This window comes from Pseudactinotalea sp. HY160, from assembly GCF_009372055.1.
Lineage (GTDB): Bacteria > Actinomycetota > Actinomycetes > Actinomycetales > Beutenbergiaceae > HY158.
The window spans coordinates 118,211-135,133 of the sequence record NZ_WHMT01000003.1 but is presented as its reverse complement, the minus strand read 5'-3'; the positions used below and the strand labels follow the sequence as shown (position 1 = coordinate 135,133).

The following is a 16,923-nucleotide window of genomic DNA, read 5'->3' as shown; positions in this document are numbered from 1 at the left end:
ATAGGCTGAGCGGCGTGGATCTGTTCGAGGCCGTCGCGACCGACGACGCCGGCGTGCCCCTGGCCGACGCGCGGGCGCCGCTCGCCGTGCGGATGCGGCCCGCCGACGTGACCGAGGTCGTCGGTCAGGGGCACCTGCTCGGACCAGGATCCCCGCTGCAGCGGCTCATCGCCCGGCCGACGCCCGGGGCGCTTCCGCCCGCCTCCGTCATCCTGTGGGGCCCGCCCGGGACCGGGAAGACGACGCTGGCCTACCTCGTCGCCCGCACCTCGGGGCGCGAGTTCACGGAACTGTCCGCGGTGACCGCGGGTGTCAAGGACGTGCGTGCCGTCGTCGACGCCGCCCGGCGCCGCCTCGCCACGAGCCGGGGCGGCGCCACGGAGACGGTCCTGTTCATCGACGAGGTGCACCGCTTCTCCAAGACGCAACAGGACGCCCTCCTGCCCGCGGTCGAGAACCGCTGGGTCACGCTCGTGGCGGCCACGACCGAGAACCCGAGCTTCTCCGTCATCTCACCGCTGCTGTCCCGCTCGATCATGCTCACCCTCCAGCCCCTCACCCCGGAGGACCTCGACTCGCTCCTCACCCGGGCCGTCGCCGATGCCCGCGGGCTCGGCGGCCGGGTCGAGCTCACGGACGAGGCGCGGGCGACGCTCCTGCGACTCGCCGGCGGGGACGCACGCAAGTCGCTCACCATCCTCGAGGCGGCCGCGGGCACGGCCCTGTCCGGGGTGCCGGCGACGGCCGTATCGACCACGGCGACACCCGTGAGCACAGCGGGCGACGGCGGCACCGGTCCCGCCCCGGCCCGGATCGGCGTCGAGGACGTGGAGAAGGCGATCGACGTCGCCGCCGTGCGCTACGACCGGGCCGGGGACCAGCACTACGACGTCATCAGTGCCTTCATCAAGTCGCTGCGCGGCTCGGACGTCGACGCCTCCCTGCACTATCTCGCCCGCATGGTCGCGGCGGGGGAGGACCCCCGATTCATCGCCCGTCGGCTCGTCATCGCCGCCTCCGAGGAGGTCGGCATGGCCGACCCGACGGCCCTGCAGACCGCCGTCGCCGCCGCCCAGGCCGTCGCCCTCATCGGCATGCCCGAGGCGCGGATCGTGCTCTCGCAGGCGGTCGTGCACATCGCGACCGCGCCCAAGTCGAACGCCGCCTATCGCGCGGTCGACGCCGCCCTCGCCGACGTCCGGGCCGGCCGGAGCGAACCGGTGCCGCTCCATCTGCGCGACACCCACTATGCGGGAGCGGACGGCCTCGGCCACGGGGAGGGCTACCGGTACGCCCACGACGCCCCCCACGCCGTCGCCGAGCAGACCTACCTGCCGCCGGGCCTGGCGGACCGGCGCTACTACGAGCCGAGCGAGCGCGGCTACGAGCGCACGATCGGGGAGCGGCTCGGGCGGATCCGTTCCCTCCTGCGACCCGCCCGCGGCGGCGACGAGGTGACCAAGAACACCCCGGGTGACGGGCCTGCTCGCGGCGGGGGCGCCGTCCCCACGCGGTGATGCGGTAATCTATCGGGGTCGCCCACCTGGGCGCAGGGCCATGCGCTGTCGAACGGACGTCGACCAGCTGTCGAGCAGCCGTCGAACAGCCGTCGAACACCGCCATGGACCCCTGGGGTCTTAGCCGCTACGAGTGGACCCCACCCCGGCCCCCGGAACCACCGGGACCCGTCGCCGGGGTGACGTAGAAACGACAGAAAGCTGGAATACGTATGAGCAATCACGCTCAGAAGGCGCGCCGCCAGGTCCGCCAGTCCCGTGCCCTCGGCCTCGCCCTGACGCCGAAGGCCGCCAAGTACTTCGAGAAGCGCCCCTACCCGCCGGGCGAGCACGGCCGCGCCCGTCGCCGCACCGAGTCCGACTACGCGGTCCGACTCAAGGAGAAGCAGCGGCTGCGCGCCCAGTACGGGCTGCGCGAGGTGCAGCTGCGCCGCGTGTTCGACGAGGCCCGCCGCGAGCCGTACCTGACCGGTGAGTCCCTGGTCGAGCTGCTCGAGATGCGCCTCGACGCGCTCGTGCTGCGCGCCGGCTTCGGCCGCACCATCGCCCAGGCCCGCCAGGCCGTGACCCACCGTCACATCCTCGTCGACGGCAAGATCGTGGACCGCCCCTCCTACCGGGTCAAGGTCGGCCAGGTCGTGCAGGTCAAGCCGCGCAGCCAGACGACGGTGCCGTTCCAGGTCGCCGCCGCCGGCGCGCACGCGGGCGTCCTGCCCGAGGTGCCCGGGTACCTGCAGGTCGACCTCGAGAAGCTGCGCTTCGAGCTCGCCCGTCGCCCCAAGCGCGCCGAGGTGCCCATCACGTGCGAGGTCCAGCTCGTGGTCGAGTACTACTCGCGCTGATCCTCCTCGCGCCCGCGCCCCGGTTGCCTCGGCTGCCGGGGCGCAGGCATTCCCTCCCGGCCCGATAGGCTCGCGGTCGTACCCCGCGACGAAAGGCAGCTCATGTCCGTTGGAGATATCGCCGGCCTCCTGGCGGCGGCGGCGTTCCTCATCCTCGTCGGCGTGCTCGCCGTGCCGCTCGTCAAGCTCGGCCGCGTGCTCGACACCGCCTCCGACTCGCTCCGGGACGTGACCGAGCACACCCTGCCGGTGATCGACGAGGCCGCCCAGACCGTCACCACCGCGAACGGACAGCTCGCCAAGATCGACACGATGACCACGGCCGCGGCCGAGACGACGCAGAACATCTCGGCGATGACCTCCCTCGTCGCGGCCACGGTCGGCGCCCCGCTCGTCAAGGCGGCCGCGTTCTCCCTCGCCGTCCGCGGGTTCTTCCGCAAGGACCGGGGCCGCTGATGCGACGCCTGTTCTGGGTCGCGGTCGGGGTCGGGGTGACCGTCGTGGCACTGCGACGGCTCGAGCGTGCCTCCGGGTTCGTGCGCACCCTCGCGCCCGGCAACCTGGCCGACTCGATCGGCCGGCTCGCCGGGTCCCTCACCGAGGCGACCGCGGAGTTCAGGACCGCCATGGCCGAGGAGGAGCGCCGGCTCACCGATACGCTGCTCGCGCGCTCCGAGTCGGCCGGTGAGTCGCCCGGACAGTCGCCCGGTGCCGGGTCGCGGTCGCGGCACCGCCGCCCGGACGCACGCACCGATCGCGACACCTGGGGGTTGGACTCCGACGACCCCGACCTGTATCTCTGAACGGGCCCCTGCAACCACCTGCCACCACCGGCCACCCGCCACCACCGGCCCCGTCCCACACGCATCCCGCATTCGTCTCGCACCGAAGGAAGTCCCCATGCGCACCGCTGAGATCCGCCGCCGTTGGCTCACGTTCTTCGCCGACCGCGGCCACGCCGTGGTGCCCTCGAGCTCGGTCATCTCGCCGGATCCCTCGACGCTCTTCGTCATCGCCGGGATGGTTCCCTTCATCCCCTACATGCTCGCCGAGCAGCAGCCGCCGTGGTCGCGGGCCACGAGCGTGCAGAAGTGCGTGCGCACCGCCGACATCGACGAGGTGGGCAAGACCACCCGGCACGGCACGTTCTTCCAGATGAACGGAAACTTCTCCTTCGGGGACTACTTCAAGGAGCAGGCGATCCGGTACGCCTGGGAGTTCGTCACCGGTGCGGAGGAGGAGGGCTGCCTCGGCTTCGACCCCGCGGACGTCTGGGTGACCGTCTATACCGACGACCACGAGGCAGCCGCCTTCTGGCAGGAGATCGCGGGACTGCCCGCCGAGCGGATCCAGCGCCGCGGCATGGCCGACAACTACTGGTCCACCGGCGCCCGCGGGCCGGCCGGGCCGTGCTCCGAGATCTACATCGACCGCGGCCCCGCCTACGGAGCCGAGGGCGGTCCCGTCGTCGACGAGGACCGATACCTCGAGATCTGGAACCTCGTGTTCATGCAGTACGAGCGCGGGGACGGCGGCACGAAGGACGACTTCCCGATCCTCGGGGACCTGACCCAGAAGAACATCGACACCGGCATGGGCCTCGAGCGGGTCGCGCTGCTCAAGCAGGGCGTGGACAACCTGTACGAGATCGACCAGGTCTACCCGGTGATCGCGGCCACCGAGCGGCTCTCCGGCAAGAAGTACGGCGAGAACCACGAGGACGACGTCCGCATGCGCGTGGTCGCCGACCATGTGCGCTCGGCGCTCATGCTCATCGGCGACGGCATCCGCCCGGGCAACGAGGGGCGGGGCTACGTGCTGCGGCGGCTGCTGCGGCGCGCGATCCGCGCCGTCCGGCTCCTCGGCGTGGAGCAGGAGGCGCTGCCGGTGCTGCTGCCCACCTCCAAGGACGCCATGAAGGAGTCCTACCCCGAGCTCGACGCCGAGTTCGACCGGATCTCGCGGATCGCCTACACCGAGGAGGCCTCCTTCCGGCGCACCCTGGAGTCCGGGCTCAGCCTGCTCACCGGCGCCGTGGCCCGGCTCGAGGAGGCCGGCGTCGACGTGCTCCCCGGCGCCGACGCCTTCGCCCTGCACGACACGCACGGGTTCCCGATCGACCTCACCCTGGAGATGGCGGCCGAGCGGGGACTGAGCGTCGACGAGGCCACCTTCCGTCGTCTCATGACCGAGCAGAAGCAGCGCGCCCGCACGGACGCGCTCGCCAAACGGGCCGGCCACGCCGACACCCAGGCCTACCAGCAGCTGCGCGCCGAGCTCGATGCGCCGGTCACCTTCCTCGGCTACGACGAGTCCGAGGCCCGCTCCCGGGTCGTCGGCCTCCTCGCCGACGGGGTGCCCGTGCCCGCGGCGCACGCCCCGGCCGACGTCGAGGTCATCCTCGCCGCGACCCCGTTCTACGCCGAGGCCGGGGGCCAGCTCGCCGACCACGGCACCCTGCGCCTCGACGGCGGCGGGCTCGTCGAGGTCGACGACGTCCAGGCCCCGATCAAGGGGATGCCGCTCCACCGCGGCCGGCTCGTCGACGGCTCGATCACGCTCGACGAGGGGGCCCTCGCCGCGATCTCCACCACCCGGCGCCTCGCGATCAGCCGCGCCCACACCGCGACGCACATCGTGCACAAGGCGGTCCGGGAGGCGCTCGGGGACACCGCGACCCAGGCCGGCTCGGAGAACGCGCCCTCCCGGGTGAGGTTCGACTTCCGATCCGGCACCGGGTTGCCCGCCGGGGCGCTGAGCGAGGTCGAGGAGCGCGCCAACGCCCGGCTGATGGACGACCTCGAGGTGACCGATCAGGTCATGGACCTGGACGACGCGCGCGCGGCCGGGGCGATGGCCCTCTTCGGCGAGAAGTACGGCAGCCGCGTCCGCGTGGTCTCCGTGGGCGGCGACTGGTCCAGGGAGCTGTGCGGGGGCACCCACGTGGCCAGCTCCGGGAGGATCGGACGGATCACCCTGCTGAGCGAGGCGAGCATCGGCTCGGGCGTGCGGCGGATCGACGCCCTCGTGGGAACCGGGGCGCACGAGTTCCACGCCCGCGAGCATGCGCTCGTCGGCCAGCTGTCCCAGCTGGTCGGCGCGCGCGGGGAGGAGCTTCCCGAGCGGATCTCCGGCCTGCTCACCCGGCTCAAGGACGCCGAACGGGAGGTGGCCACGATGCGGGCCGAGCAGGTGCTCGCCCGCGCGGGCTCGCTGCTCGACGGGGCGGCTCGCATCGGGGCCCTGCGCGTGATCGTCGCGGACCTGGGTCCGGTCGGATCGGCCGACGACGTGCGCACCCTCGCCCTCGACCTGCGGGAGCGCAGCGGCGCCGAGCCCGCCGTCGTCGCCCTCGTCGGAGTCGCGGGGGAGCGGCCCGTCGTGGTCGTCGCGGTGAACCCGGCCGCGCGGGCGGCCGGCGTCAAGGCCGGTGCCCTCGTGCGTGTCGCCGCGACCCGTCTCGGCGGCGGTGGCGGCGGGAAGGACGACCTCGCCCAGGGGGGCGGGACCGATCCGGCCGCGACCGGCGCGGCCGTGGCGGCCCTGTCCGACGAGCTGGCGGCCGCCCATGGCTGACCCGCGCCCCGGCGTCCGCCTCGGCCTCGACATCGGCAGCGTGCGCATCGGCGTCGCGCGGAGCGATCCGCGCGGCACCCTCGCCACGCCCGTGAGCACGATCACGAGGCCGCGCACGGGAGCGGACCGGACCGTGGCCGAGATCGCCGGAATCGTCGCCGAGCTCGAGGCGGTCGAGGTGATCGTCGGCCTCCCCCGGACCCTCCAGGGAAAGGAGGGGGCTGCAGCCGCCGCCGCACGGGCGTATGCTGGCGACCTGGCAGCGGCCGTGACGGTCCCCGTCCGGATGGTCGATGAACGGCTGACCACGGTCAGCGCGCATCAGGCGATGCACGCCTCCGGACGCTCCGGTCGCCGCCATCGCAGTGTCGTCGACCAGGTCGCGGCGGTGATGATCCTCCAATCCGCCCTCGACCTGGAGCGCAGCACGGGCCGCCCACCCGGCGAGCACCTGCCGCCCACCCCCGTTGATCGGACGAAAGAGACCCAGGCGTGACGGATCTGTTCCACGAACCCGCCGGGGACGAGGCACCGGCCCCGCCCTCGCGCAGCCATCGCCGGGCGGCGGCGCGCCGCCGCAACCAGCGGCGCAAGAACGTCGTCTCGTTCCTGGTCATGGTGCTGGCGCTCGTGCTGCTCGTCGGCGGGGCCGTCGTCTTCATCCGGCCCCTGCTCACCCACACCCCACCCGAGAGCAACGACTTTCCCGGCCCCGGGCAGGGGAGCGTGGAGGTCGTCGTCGACGACGGCGACTCCGGCACGGCCATCGGGGAGACCCTGACCGATGCGGGCGTCGTCAAGACGGTCGAGGCGTTCACGAACGCCTACAGCGCCAACCCGAACGCCACGTCCATCCAGGCCGGGACCTACGAGCTGCAGGAGGGGATGCGGTCCGTCGACGCCGTGGCCGCGCTGCTCGACCCGGCCAGCCGAATCGACCTGCGCCTCACAGTGCCCGAGGGGTGGACCGTGGCGCAGATCTACGGGAAGATGGCCGACCTGCTCATGGTCCCGGTCGAGGACGTCGAGGCCGCGGCCGAGAAGCTCGCGGCGAGCGCCCTGCCGGAGTCGGCCGGAGGGGAACTCGAGGGCTGGCTCTTCCCGAGCACCTACACCCTGAGCCCCGACGACACTCCCGCGAGCGTGCTGGAGCGCATGCTCGACAAGATGATCTCCGAACTGGACGCCCGCGAGGTCCCCGAGAAGGAGCGCGAGGCGCTCCTCATCAAGGCCTCGATCGTCGAGAAGGAGGGGACCGAGCAGTACTGGGGCAAGATCGCCCGCGTCGTCGAGAACAGGCTCGAGGGCTGCTCCGGCGACGGCCGGCTCGGGATGGACGCCACGTACGTCTACCGACTCGGCAAGAAGGCGAACGACATCACCTCCGAGGAGTGGCGCAAGGACGACCCGTACAACGGCCGGGAGGGTCCGCCCGGACTCCCGCCCACGCCGATCGGCGCCCCCGGAACGGGCGCGATCGACGCGGTGCTCGATCCGCCGGCCGGGGACTGGTGCTACTTCGTGAGCGTCAACCTCGAGACCCAGGAGACGAAGTTCACCGACGACCTCAAGCAGCATCTGAAGAACCAGGAGGAGTACCGGCAGTGGCTCCGGGAGCAGACCTCGGCTCCCACGGAGACCGGCGAGTGAGCGCCCCGGCCCCCCGCGCCGGCGGACCCGCGCGGGCGGGGGTGCTCGGGCATCCGATCGCCCATTCGCTCTCGCCGGTGCTGCATCGGGCGGCCTACGCATCCCTCGGGCTCACGGACTGGCGGTACACGAGCCACGACGTGACCGAGGACGGCCTCGCCGGCTTCGTCGCCGGCTGCGGGCCCGAATGGGCCGGCCTCTCGCTCACGATGCCGCTCAAGCGCACCGTGCTCGGCCTGCTCGACGCGGTCGAGCCCCTGGCCGAGGCGGTCGGCGCCGTCAACACGCTGCTCTTCTCCGCCGGTGGGCTCAAGGTCGGCGCGAACACCGACGTCTACGGAATCGCCACGGCGGTCCGCCTCGCCGGCGCGGACTCCGGTTCGTCCCGGCCCACCGGCGTGATCGTCGGCGGGGGGGCCACGGCCGCCTCGGCCGTCGCCGCCCTCGGCGAGCTGGGCATCACCCGGCCGGCCGTGCTCGTGCGGTCGAAGGGCCGGGCCGGCGCCGTCATCCGCGCGGCGAACTCGATGGGGGTCGAGCCCGAGCTCGTCTCGCTCGACTCACCCCGGGCGGGCGCCCTCGTCCGCTCGGCCGACGTCGTCGTCTCGACCATCCCGGGCGGCGCCTCCGACCGGCTCGTGCCCCTCGTCGAGGGGGTGCGCCTCGGGCACGGACAGGTGCTCCTCGACGTGGTCTACGAGGGCTGGCCGACCGCCTTCCCGCTCGCCTGGCGTGGCGCCGGCGGCACGGCGGTGCCCGGATCCGACATGCTCCTGCACCAGGCCGTCGAGCAGGTCCGGCTCATGACGGGCCGGAGCCCGGCCGTGGAGCCGATGCGCACCGCCCTCGACCTGGCCCTCGCGGGGGGCTGAGCCCTGGTCGCGCTCGCGTGCGCGGCCGTCGCCGGCCTCGTCGCCCTGGGCCTGACGCCGTGGATGCGGCGCCTCGCGGACGCCGACTCGCCGTGGCTCGGATCTGGCCTGCACGCCCTCGTCGCCGCGCTCCTCGCCGCCGCGGGTACGCTCGCGGCCGGAACCTGGTCCGAGCGGGTCACCTTCACCGGGCTGGCGGTCGCCGCCGGCCTGCTCGTGACGATCGACCTCGCCGTGCACCGGCTGCCCGACCGGATCGTGCTCGCGGCGGCCGCCGTGGCCGTGACCGGCACCGCCGCGGCCGCCTGGGAGAGCGGTTCCTGGCAGCCCTGGGGCCGGGCGCTCCTCGCCGGCATCGTCGTCGGCGCGGGGTTCCTCCTGCTCGCGCTCGCCAGCCCGACCGGACTGGGCCTCGGGGACGTCAAACTCGCGGCCGTCCTCGGCACCGTGCTCGGCTGGTTCGGATGGCAGGCGGCGCTCACCGGGATCCTCGCCGGCTTCGTGTGCGGGGGAGTGGTCGCGCTCATCGGACTCGCGCTGCGGCGGACCGGGGTGCGCGATCACCTCGCGTTCGGCCCCTGGCTCATCCTCGGCTCGGTCGCCGGGATCGCGCTCACGGTCTCCGGCTCCTGACCCCGGTCCCATCCCGGCCCATCCCGGGGCCGGCGTGGGCCCGGCGCGGGACCGGCGCGGCCCGATCACGGCCCGGGGATCGCGGCACCGGCCGGACGTGACAGACTGAGGCCCATGCTCAGATGGTTGACGGCCGGAGAATCTCACGGTCAAGCGCTCGTGGGGATCATCGAGGGGATGCCGGCGGGCGTCGAGGTGGCCTCGGCCGACGTCGCCGCGGCGCTGGCCCGCCGCCGACTCGGCTACGGCCGGGGCGCCCGGATGAAGTTCGAGGCCGACGCAGTGCGGATGCTCACGGGCGTCCGCCATGGACGGACCCAGGGGGGCCCGGTCGCGATCGAGATCGGCAACTCCGAATGGCCCAAGTGGGAGGCGGTCATGTCCGCCGATCCGGTCGCCCCCGAGCTGCTCCAGGTGGACGCCGGGGTGGGTGACACCCGGGAGATCGCCCGGAATCGGCCCCTGACCCGGCCCCGCCCCGGGCACGCGGACCTCGTGGGCATGGCCAAATACGGATTCGACGAGGCCCGGCCCGTGCTCGAGCGCGCCTCGGCGCGCGAGACCGCGACCCGGGTGGCCCTGGCCACCGTCGCCGCCGCCCTGCTCGACCAGGCCGCGGGCATCCGCCTCGTGTCCCACGTCGTCTCCGTCGGCCCGGTCGCCGTGCCCGACGGCGCGCCCCTGCCCGGACCGGACGACGTGGCCGCCCTCGACGCGAACCCGATCCGCTGTCACCACGAGGCGACCGCGGCGGAGATGATCGACGAGATCGACGACGCCAAGAAGGACGGCGACACGCTCGGCGGCGTCGTCGAGGTGCTCGCCTACGGCATGCCCCCCGGCCTCGGGTCGTACGTGCACTCGGACCGCCGGCTCGATGCCCGGCTCGCGGGTGCGCTCATGGGCATCCAGGCGATCAAGGGCGTCGCGGTCGGCGACGGGTTCCTCACCGCCACCCGCCGCGGCAGCGTGGCCCACGACGAGATCGCCCGAGGCGAGGACGGGGCGATCCACCGGCTCACCAACCGCGCCGGCGGAGTCGAGGGCGGGATGAGCAACGGCGAGGTGCTCCGGGTGCGCGCGGCGCTCAAGCCGATCTCCACCGTGCCCCGGGCGCTCGCGACGATCGACGTCGCCACGGGCGAGGCCGCCACGGCCATCCATCAGCGTTCCGACGTCTGCGCGGCCGCCCCGGCCGCCGTCGTCGCCGAGGCCATGGTCGCCCTCGTGCTCGCGGAGGCGCTGCTCGAGAAGACCGGCGGCGACTCGCTCACCGAGGTCGCGCGCAACCTGGCCGCCTACACCGACGCGATCCCGGCGGCCATGCGATGACCGGCCCGCAGAATGAGCCGAGCCGGCACGGCCGGCCGAGTGATCCGGTTCAGCCGGTTCAACCGGTTCAACCGGAGGGAGGCGACCGGCTCATCGTGATCATCGGGCCGCCCGGGGCGGGCAAGTCGACCGTGGGTCGACGGCTCGCCCTCGCGCTCGACGTGCCGTTCATCGACACCGACGCCTCGATCGAGGCGACGACCGGCATGAAGATCCCCGAGATCTTCATCGACCACGGCGAGGCCTACTTCCGGGAGCGGGAACGGGCGGCGGTCATCACCGCGCTGAGCCGCGAGAGCGGGGTGGTCTCCCTCGGAGGCGGCGCGGTCCTCGATCCCGAGACCCGCCGGGATCTCGCCGCACACACCGTCGTGCTCCTCATGGCGAGCCTCGCCGCCGCCGCACCCCGGGTCGGGCTGACCGGCAGCCGGCCGCTGCTGCTCGGCAGTCCCCGGCGCGAGTGGCTGCGGCTCATGCGCGAACGCGCGCCGATCTATCGGGGCTGCGCGACGATCACCGTCGACACCGACGACGTCGAGCCCGACGGCGTGACCCGGCGGGTCCTCGATGGACTCGCGGACCTGTCCCGTCGCGGCGACCGGAAGGACGAGGACTGATGAACACCGTCTCGATCAGCGCCGAGCACGATTACGAGGTGACCATCGGGCGGGCGCTCCTGGGCGAACTCCCGCGGCTCCTCGGCGAACCGTGCAAGGTGCTCCTGCTCGCACCCCACGCGCTGGCCACGACCGCCGCAGCGGTCCGGGAGGATCTCCTGGCCCACGGCTACGAGGCGTTCATCGCCGAGGTCCCGGACGCGGAGGAGGCCAAGACCGGTCAGGTCGCCGCCTTCTGCTGGGGAGTCCTCGGCCAGGCCTCCTTCACCCGCTCCGACGCGATCGTCGGCATCGGCGGCGGCGCCACGACCGACCTCGCCGGCTTCGTGGCGGCGACCTGGCTGCGGGGGGTCCGGGTGGTCCAGATCCCGACGACGCTGCTCGGCATGGTCGACGCCGCGGTGGGCGGAAAGACGGGGATCAACACCCCGGACGGCAAGAACCTCGTGGGTGCGTTCCATTCCCCCGTGGGCGTGCTCGCCGACCTCGCCACCCTCGAGTCCCTGCCCCGCAACGAGCTGGTGGCCGGGCTGGCCGAGGTGGTCAAGGCGGGCTTCATCGCCGATCCGGCCATCCTCGACCTCATCGAGTCCGATCCGCAGGGCGCGACCGATCCGGCCTCGGACACCCTCGCCGAACTCGTGCACCGGGCCGTCCGGGTCAAGGCGGACGTCGTGAGCGCCGACCTGCGGGAGTCCCACCTGCGGGAGATCCTCAACTACGGGCACACCCTCGCCCACGCGATCGAGCTCGCGGAGCGCTACCAGTGGCGCCACGGCGCGGCCGTGAGCGTCGGGATGATGTACGTCGCCGAGCTCGCGCGCCTGGCCGGACACCTCGACGAGGAGATCGTCGAGCGGCACCGGCGCGTGCTCACGCTCCTCGGGCTGCCGACAACGTACCGGGGCGACCGCTGGCCGCAGCTGCTCGACGCGATGCGCCGCGACAAGAAGGCCCGGGGCAGCCTGTTGCGGTTCGTGGTGCTCGACGGGCTGGCACGGCCCACCCGGCTCGAGGGGCCCGACCCGACGCTCCTCGTGGCCGCGTACGCCGAGATCAGCGAGGCCGCCCCCGCGAACCGGACGGTGCTGCTGTGACGAGGCGCGTGCTCGTGCTCAACGGTCCCAACCTCGGGCGGCTCGGCTCACGCGAACCGGACGTCTACGGCCGGCTCGACCACGCCGAGATCACCCGCGCCATCGGGTCCTGGGCGGCGGAGCTCGGCCTCGAGGTCGACGTGCGCCAGACCGACTCCGAGGCCGAACTCGTGCACTGGTTGCACGAGGCCGCGGATGCGGGCTGCGACGTCGTGCTCAACCCGGCGGCCTTCACCCACTACGCCTATGCCGTGCGCGACGCGGCCGCCCAGGTGGGCACGGCCGGTGGCCGCCTCATCGAGGTGCACCTGACGAATCCCGCCACCCGTGAGCGGTTCCGACACCTCTCGGTCGTCGCGGGCGTCGCGACCGGCACGATCGCCGGCTTCGGGTCGCACTCCTATCGACTGGCCCTGAGCGCACTCGCCGACGCGGCCGCGCACCCGGCGGCCAGGGGGCTTGATCCGAAAGAATCAAGCCGATAGCCTTGACTCCATGTTCGTGATCACGGCCGATCAGCACGCGTCGCAGCGGTCGCCGGACCGCGTGCCGGCCATCCTCGAGGCGCTCGCCGCCGCCCCCGGCCTGCGCACGGTGCGCGCCTTCGAGCGCACGGTCGGCGACGAGATCCAGGGCGTGCTCGGCGACGCCGCCGACGTGATCCGCGCCGCGGCCCGGCTCAATCGGCACGGGCACTGGGCCGTCGGAATCGGGGCCGGCCCGGTGGAGGAGCTGGCCCGGACCTCGGCCGCCTCTCGCGGGCCGGTCTTCGTGGCGGCGCGCCGGGCGGTCGAGCGGGCGCGCAGCAAGGCCGTCCCCGTGCCGGTGGCGGTCGACTGGAGCCGGCCCTCCCGGGGCGCGGAGGTCGACCATGCCGAGGCGCTCATGCGACTCGTGGCCTCCATCGAGCGCCGCCGCAGCGACGCGGGCTGGGAGGTGATCGACCTGCTGCCCGGCACGACCCAGGCCGCCGTGTCGGACCGCCTCGGTATCAGCCCCGCGGCCGTGAGCCAGCGCCTGCGAGCGGCCCGATGGGCCGAGGTGCAGGCCGTCGAGCCACTCCTGCGAGAGCTGCTCATCGCGCTGCACCGCGCAGCCGACCCGCGCTCGTCCGGGGACGAACCCCTCGAGGAGGACTGAATGCCCACCCCGCTGCTCGTCGGGCTCATCGCGGTCGTCGCCCTCGTGGTATCGGGCCTGGCCGGGAGCCCGCTCGTGCGCCTCCTGCTCGCGCCGAATCGGCACCGGCGGCCGGGCGGCGGAGAGCTCGATCCCGCCGAGGTCTTGCGCGGCGGCCGGTGGATCGGAATCCTCGAGCGGGTCGCCACGACCGGCGCGATCCTCGTGGGGTATCCGGCCGCGATCGCCGTGATCGTGGCGATCAAGGGGCTCGGTCGCTTCCCCGAACTCCGCGCCGGAGCCGGCGTCTCGGAACGGTTCATCATCGGCACCCTCGCCTCGCTGCTCTGGGCCGCCGCGCTCGGGGTCGCGGGCTCGGCCGCCGTCTCGGCGGTGGTGTAGGCGTGTGGGTCGTGTGGGCTGTGGTCGGCCGCGGCGGGCCACACCGGTCGGTGTCGGTCGCCCGTGGCGCAGGAGGGTAGCCTAGAGGGAGCAGACTCCCGCGACGAAGGACGGCCAGTGGCAACCACGAATGATCTGAAGAACGGCATGGTACTCAACCTCGAAGGACAGTTGTGGTCCGTGGTCGAGTTCCTGCACGTGAAGCCGGGCAAGGGGCCGGCGTTCGTGCGCACGAAGCTCAAGGCGATCCCGAGCGGGAAGACCGTCTCGAAGACCTTCAACGCCGGCCTCAAGGTCGAGACCGCGAACGTCGACCGGCGCGACATGCAGTACCTGTACAAGGAGGGCGAGGACTTCGTCTTCATGGACACCTCCGACTACGAGCAGATCGTCGTGCCCGTCGACCTCGTCGGCGACACCGCCCACTACCTCCTCGAGGGGGCCATCGCCACGCTCGCGATGCACGACGGGCAGGTGCTCTACATCGACCTGCCGACGGCCGTGAACCTCGAGATCACCTTCACCGAACCGGGCCTGCAGGGCGACCGGTCGAACGCCGGCACCAAGCCGGCCACCGTGGAGACCGGGTACGAGCTCCAGGTGCCGCTCTTCCTCGACATCGGCACGAAGGTGCGGGTGGACACCCGCACGGGTGAGTATCTCGGACGCGCGAACGACTAGTGGCCGCTCGCACCAAGGCCCGCAAGCGGGCGATCGACCTGATCTTCGAGGCCGATCAGCGCGTCGTCACGTCCCGGCAGCCGGAGAACCCGACGGGGCGCCGCGACGACGAACCGGAGCCCGAGCCGACTCCCGGGCGACACCTCGACGAGGTCATCGTCGAGGTGCTGCGCGAGCGGATCGTGGAACCGGGACGCGAGACCGGGCTGCCGGAATACAGCGTCGAGATCGCCCAGGGCGTCAGCGCCCACCTCGCCCGCATCGACGAGGAGATCTCGACCTACTCCCACGGCTGGACCCTCGAACGCATGCCCGCGGTCGACCGCGCCATCCTGCGGGTCGGGGCGTGGGAACTGCTCTACAACGACGAGGTGCCGGACGCCGTCGCCATCGACGAGGCCGTCGCCCTGGCGGGAGACCTGTCCACGGACGAGTCGCCGGGCTTCGTCAACGGGCTGCTCGGACGGATCCTCCAACTCAAGGCCTGACGCCGGCCCCGACCCCACCGCCATGAATGAGGCTGCACGATGACGTCCCTGACCCGCGCCACCCGCCGCCTGAGCGCCGCGCCGATCGACTCCCCCAATCCGCTGCCCCCGCTGTTCAGCGGCTGGGACATCCATCAGGTCGAGGGGGCCGGGGACGCCGACGAGGAGATGCTTGCGGGCGCCCGCTACGGCCGGGTCTCGTCCGTGCTTCCCTATCTCGACCAGGACTCCTACGGCCGGGATCGCACCCCGGCCGAGGTCGACGTCGTCGTGCTGGAGAACGAGCGCCTGCGGGCCGAGTTCCTCCTGGGCATGGGCGGGCGACTGTGGTCGCTCGAGGCGACGGACCCGGCGACGGGCGTCACGACCGAGCTCCTCCACCGCAACGAGCTGCTCCAGCCCGCCCACTTCGCGCTGCGCAACGCCTGGGTCGCCGGCGGGGTCGAGTGGAACATCGGCACGATCGGCCACACGGTCCTCACCGCGGAGCCGCTCCACACCGCCCGCGTGCGGGGCCCCGACGGCGAACCCGTGATCCGGATGTACGAATACGAGCGGCTGCGCGGCGTCGTCTACCAGGTCGACGCCTGGCTGCCCGCGGGATCGGCCGTGCTCGCGGTGCATGTGCGCATCGTCAATCCCACCGACGCCGACGTGCCGATGTACTGGTGGTCGAATATCGCGGTGCCGGAGAACGACGACGTGCGCGTGCTCGCCCCGGCCGACGCCGCCTGGAAGTTCGACTACTCCGGGATCATCAACTCCGTGCCCGTACCCGTGCCCGCACCGGGGCGAGCCGACCTCACCTACTCCGCCCGGGCCCACGACGCCGCCGACTACTTCTTCGACGTCACCGCCACCTCCCGCCCGTGGATCGCGGCGGTGGACGGCACGGGGTCGGGCCTCGGACAGGTCTCCACGAGCCGGCTGCAGGGCCGCAAGCTGTTCCTGTGGGGGAGTGGCCGCGGCGGGCAGCACTGGCAGGAATGGCTCTCGGGCCCCGGCGCCCCCTACCTGGAGATCCAGGCGGGGCTCGCGCGCACCCAGCTCGAGCACCTGCGCATGCCGCCGGGGGCGAGCTGGCAGTGGGTCGAGGCCTACGGCCCGCTGCACACCGATCCCGCCGTCTCCCACGGCCGGGACTGGGCGGCCGCGCGCGAGCAGGGGGAGTCGGCGATCCAGGTCATGCTCGGGGGGATCGACCTCGAGGAGGTGCTCGAGCGCACGGCCGAATGGGTCGACGCCGAGCCGATCGAGGTGATCGAGGCCGGATCCGGCTGGGGCGCGCTGCGGCAGCGGCTCATGGGCGGAAGGGAACGGGTGGACCGGCCCGGCACCCCCTTCACCGCCGGCACGCTCGGTGCCGATCAGCGCGACTGGGTCGCCGTGCTCGAGGGCGCCCGCGACTGGTCCGGCGACCCGTCCGTGCCGCCGCGGTCCTACCAGGTCGACCAGCAGTGGGACGCCCACCTGGCCGAGATGACCGGCTGGCAGGCGCTGCTGCACCGCGGGGTGCTCGCCGCCGCGCGGGACGAGCCCGCGGCCGCCGAGGACTTCTTCCGACGCTCGCTCGAGGCCGAGCCCACCGCCTGGGCCTGGCGCCACCTCGCCCGGGTGCTCGACCATCGCGGCCGGCCCGAGGAGGCCGCCGACTGCTACCGCAGGGCGCTGGCCCTCGTGCCCGAGTTCCTCCCGCTGCTGCGGGAGGGCCTCGACGCCCTCCTCGCCGTCGGAGCCCACGACGACGCCCTCGACCGGATCGACGCGCTCCCCGCCGACCTGCGCCGGGCGGGCAGGATCCGCCTCGCCGAGGCGCGCGCCGCGGTCGGTGCCGGCCGGCTCGACCGGGCCGGCGCACTGCTCGCCGACCTCGAGGTGCCCGACCTGCAGGAGGGCGACACGGTGCTCACGGACCTGTGGATCGACTATCGACGGGCGCGCGGCGATCACGATCCCGGCGCGATCGACATCCCCCGGCACCTCGACTTCCGGATGAAGACCGACCCGGCCGGGGCCTAGCCGGGCGCCCGCCCGGGACGTGGCCCGTGTCACGTGCCCGCGCCCGGGCCGTGGCCGGATCGGCGCCCGACGAGGAGT

The 16,923-nt window shown here is 73.3% G+C and carries 18 protein-coding genes; all 18 read left to right on the top strand.

The genetic code is table 11. The features are described from left to right. Positions 1-14 precede the first annotated feature (14 nt). On the top strand, positions 15-1,517 hold the full coding sequence (locus GCG21_RS04935; RefSeq protein WP_153877927.1) for a replication-associated recombination protein A: 1,503 nt from the start codon (positions 15-17) through the stop codon (positions 1,515-1,517). A gap of 212 nt (positions 1,518-1,729) precedes the next feature. Then, the gene (gene rpsD, locus GCG21_RS04930; RefSeq protein ID WP_152818161.1) at positions 1,730-2,359 is read left to right on the top strand and encodes a 30S ribosomal protein S4; all 630 of its coding nucleotides are present in this window, start codon (positions 1,730-1,732) and stop codon (positions 2,357-2,359) included. 102 nt (positions 2,360-2,461) lie between these two features. Beyond that, on the top strand, positions 2,462-2,815 hold the full coding sequence (locus GCG21_RS04925) for a DUF948 domain-containing protein (RefSeq protein WP_152818160.1): 354 nt from the start codon (positions 2,462-2,464) through the stop codon (positions 2,813-2,815). After that, entirely contained in the window at positions 2,815-3,162 is a 348-nt protein-coding gene (locus tag GCG21_RS04920; RefSeq protein ID WP_152818159.1) for a hypothetical protein, read from the top strand. Before GCG21_RS04925 ends, GCG21_RS04920 begins: the two co-directional genes overlap by 1 nt. A 97-nt stretch (positions 3,163-3,259) precedes the next feature. Continuing rightward, on the top strand, positions 3,260-5,935 hold the full coding sequence (alaS, locus tag GCG21_RS04915; protein ID WP_152818158.1) for an alanine--tRNA ligase: 2,676 nt from the start codon (positions 3,260-3,262) through the stop codon (positions 5,933-5,935). Further along, positions 5,928-6,431, top strand: a complete 504-nt coding sequence (ruvX, locus tag GCG21_RS04910) for a Holliday junction resolvase RuvX (protein ID WP_152818157.1) — start codon at positions 5,928-5,930, stop codon at positions 6,429-6,431. The genes alaS and ruvX overlap by 8 nt, the downstream gene beginning before the upstream one ends. After that, complete coding sequence (gene mltG, locus GCG21_RS16610; protein WP_152818156.1) at positions 6,428-7,585, top strand: endolytic transglycosylase MltG; 1,158 nt, start codon at positions 6,428-6,430, stop codon at positions 7,583-7,585. Before ruvX ends, mltG begins: the two co-directional genes overlap by 4 nt. Then, positions 7,582-8,457 (top strand): shikimate dehydrogenase, encoded by an 876-nt coding sequence (locus tag GCG21_RS04900; RefSeq protein WP_370517284.1) that lies wholly within the window; start codon positions 7,582-7,584, stop codon positions 8,455-8,457. The genes mltG and GCG21_RS04900 overlap by 4 nt, the downstream gene beginning before the upstream one ends. A 63-nt stretch (positions 8,458-8,520) precedes the next feature. After that, the gene (locus GCG21_RS04895) at positions 8,521-9,090 is read left to right on the top strand and encodes an A24 family peptidase (RefSeq protein WP_152818155.1); all 570 of its coding nucleotides are present in this window, start codon (positions 8,521-8,523) and stop codon (positions 9,088-9,090) included. A 114-nt stretch (positions 9,091-9,204) separates the two neighbouring features. Continuing rightward, positions 9,205-10,422 carry a chorismate synthase gene (gene aroC / locus GCG21_RS04890; protein ID WP_152818154.1) on the top strand — a complete coding sequence of 406 codons (1,218 nt, stop codon included), beginning with the start codon at positions 9,205-9,207 and terminating at the stop codon, positions 10,420-10,422. A gap of 95 nt (positions 10,423-10,517) precedes the next feature. Next, on the top strand, positions 10,518-11,039 hold the full coding sequence (locus GCG21_RS04885) for a shikimate kinase (protein ID WP_228760163.1): 522 nt from the start codon (positions 10,518-10,520) through the stop codon (positions 11,037-11,039). Further along, complete coding sequence (aroB, locus tag GCG21_RS04880; RefSeq protein ID WP_152818152.1) at positions 11,039-12,136, top strand: 3-dehydroquinate synthase; 1,098 nt, start codon at positions 11,039-11,041, stop codon at positions 12,134-12,136. The genes GCG21_RS04885 and aroB overlap by 1 nt, the downstream gene beginning before the upstream one ends. Beyond that, positions 12,133-12,621, top strand: a complete 489-nt coding sequence (locus tag GCG21_RS04875; protein ID WP_370517283.1) for a type II 3-dehydroquinate dehydratase — start codon at positions 12,133-12,135, stop codon at positions 12,619-12,621. The genes aroB and GCG21_RS04875 overlap by 4 nt, the downstream gene beginning before the upstream one ends. Before the next feature lie 10 nt (positions 12,622-12,631). Beyond that, complete coding sequence (locus GCG21_RS04870; RefSeq protein WP_227993236.1) at positions 12,632-13,276, top strand: winged helix-turn-helix domain-containing protein; 645 nt, start codon at positions 12,632-12,634, stop codon at positions 13,274-13,276. After that, positions 13,277-13,657, top strand: a complete 381-nt coding sequence (locus GCG21_RS04865; RefSeq protein ID WP_152818151.1) for a hypothetical protein — start codon at positions 13,277-13,279, stop codon at positions 13,655-13,657. Between the two features lie 117 nt (positions 13,658-13,774). After that, positions 13,775-14,338 (top strand): elongation factor P, encoded by a 564-nt coding sequence (gene efp / locus GCG21_RS04860; RefSeq protein WP_153877937.1) that lies wholly within the window; start codon positions 13,775-13,777, stop codon positions 14,336-14,338. Further along, on the top strand, positions 14,338-14,826 hold the full coding sequence (gene nusB / locus GCG21_RS04855; protein ID WP_370517282.1) for a transcription antitermination factor NusB: 489 nt from the start codon (positions 14,338-14,340) through the stop codon (positions 14,824-14,826). The genes efp and nusB overlap by 1 nt, the downstream gene beginning before the upstream one ends. A 39-nt stretch (positions 14,827-14,865) precedes the next feature. Next, positions 14,866-16,845, top strand: coding sequence for a DUF5107 domain-containing protein (locus tag GCG21_RS04850; protein WP_152818150.1), 1,980 nt, complete (start codon positions 14,866-14,868; stop codon positions 16,843-16,845). The last annotated feature ends 78 nt before the right edge of the window (positions 16,846-16,923 follow it).

Excerpts from the sequence above, each read along its gene's own strand:
- rpsD (WP_152818161.1), top strand. The coding sequence starts at position 1,730 with ATGAGCAATCACGCTCAGAAGGCGCGCCGCCAGGTCCGCCAGTCCCGT.
- GCG21_RS04850 (WP_152818150.1), top strand. The coding sequence starts at position 14,866 with ATGACGTCCCTGACCCGCGCCACCCGCCGCCTGAGCGCCGCGCCGATC.
- aroB (WP_152818152.1), top strand. The coding sequence starts at position 11,039 with ATGAACACCGTCTCGATCAGCGCCGAGCACGATTACGAGGTGACCATC.
- alaS (WP_152818158.1), top strand. The coding sequence starts at position 3,260 with ATGCGCACCGCTGAGATCCGCCGCCGTTGGCTCACGTTCTTCGCCGAC.
- GCG21_RS04895 (WP_152818155.1), top strand. The coding sequence starts at position 8,521 with ATGCGGCGCCTCGCGGACGCCGACTCGCCGTGGCTCGGATCTGGCCTG.
- ruvX (WP_152818157.1), top strand. The coding sequence starts at position 5,928 with ATGGCTGACCCGCGCCCCGGCGTCCGCCTCGGCCTCGACATCGGCAGC.
- GCG21_RS04920 (WP_152818159.1), top strand. The coding sequence starts at position 2,815 with ATGCGACGCCTGTTCTGGGTCGCGGTCGGGGTCGGGGTGACCGTCGTG.
- GCG21_RS04925 (WP_152818160.1), top strand. The coding sequence starts at position 2,462 with ATGTCCGTTGGAGATATCGCCGGCCTCCTGGCGGCGGCGGCGTTCCTC.
- aroC (WP_152818154.1), top strand. The coding sequence starts at position 9,205 with ATGCTCAGATGGTTGACGGCCGGAGAATCTCACGGTCAAGCGCTCGTG.
- GCG21_RS04870 (WP_227993236.1), top strand. The coding sequence starts at position 12,632 with ATGTTCGTGATCACGGCCGATCAGCACGCGTCGCAGCGGTCGCCGGAC.
- GCG21_RS04865 (WP_152818151.1), top strand. The coding sequence starts at position 13,277 with ATGCCCACCCCGCTGCTCGTCGGGCTCATCGCGGTCGTCGCCCTCGTG.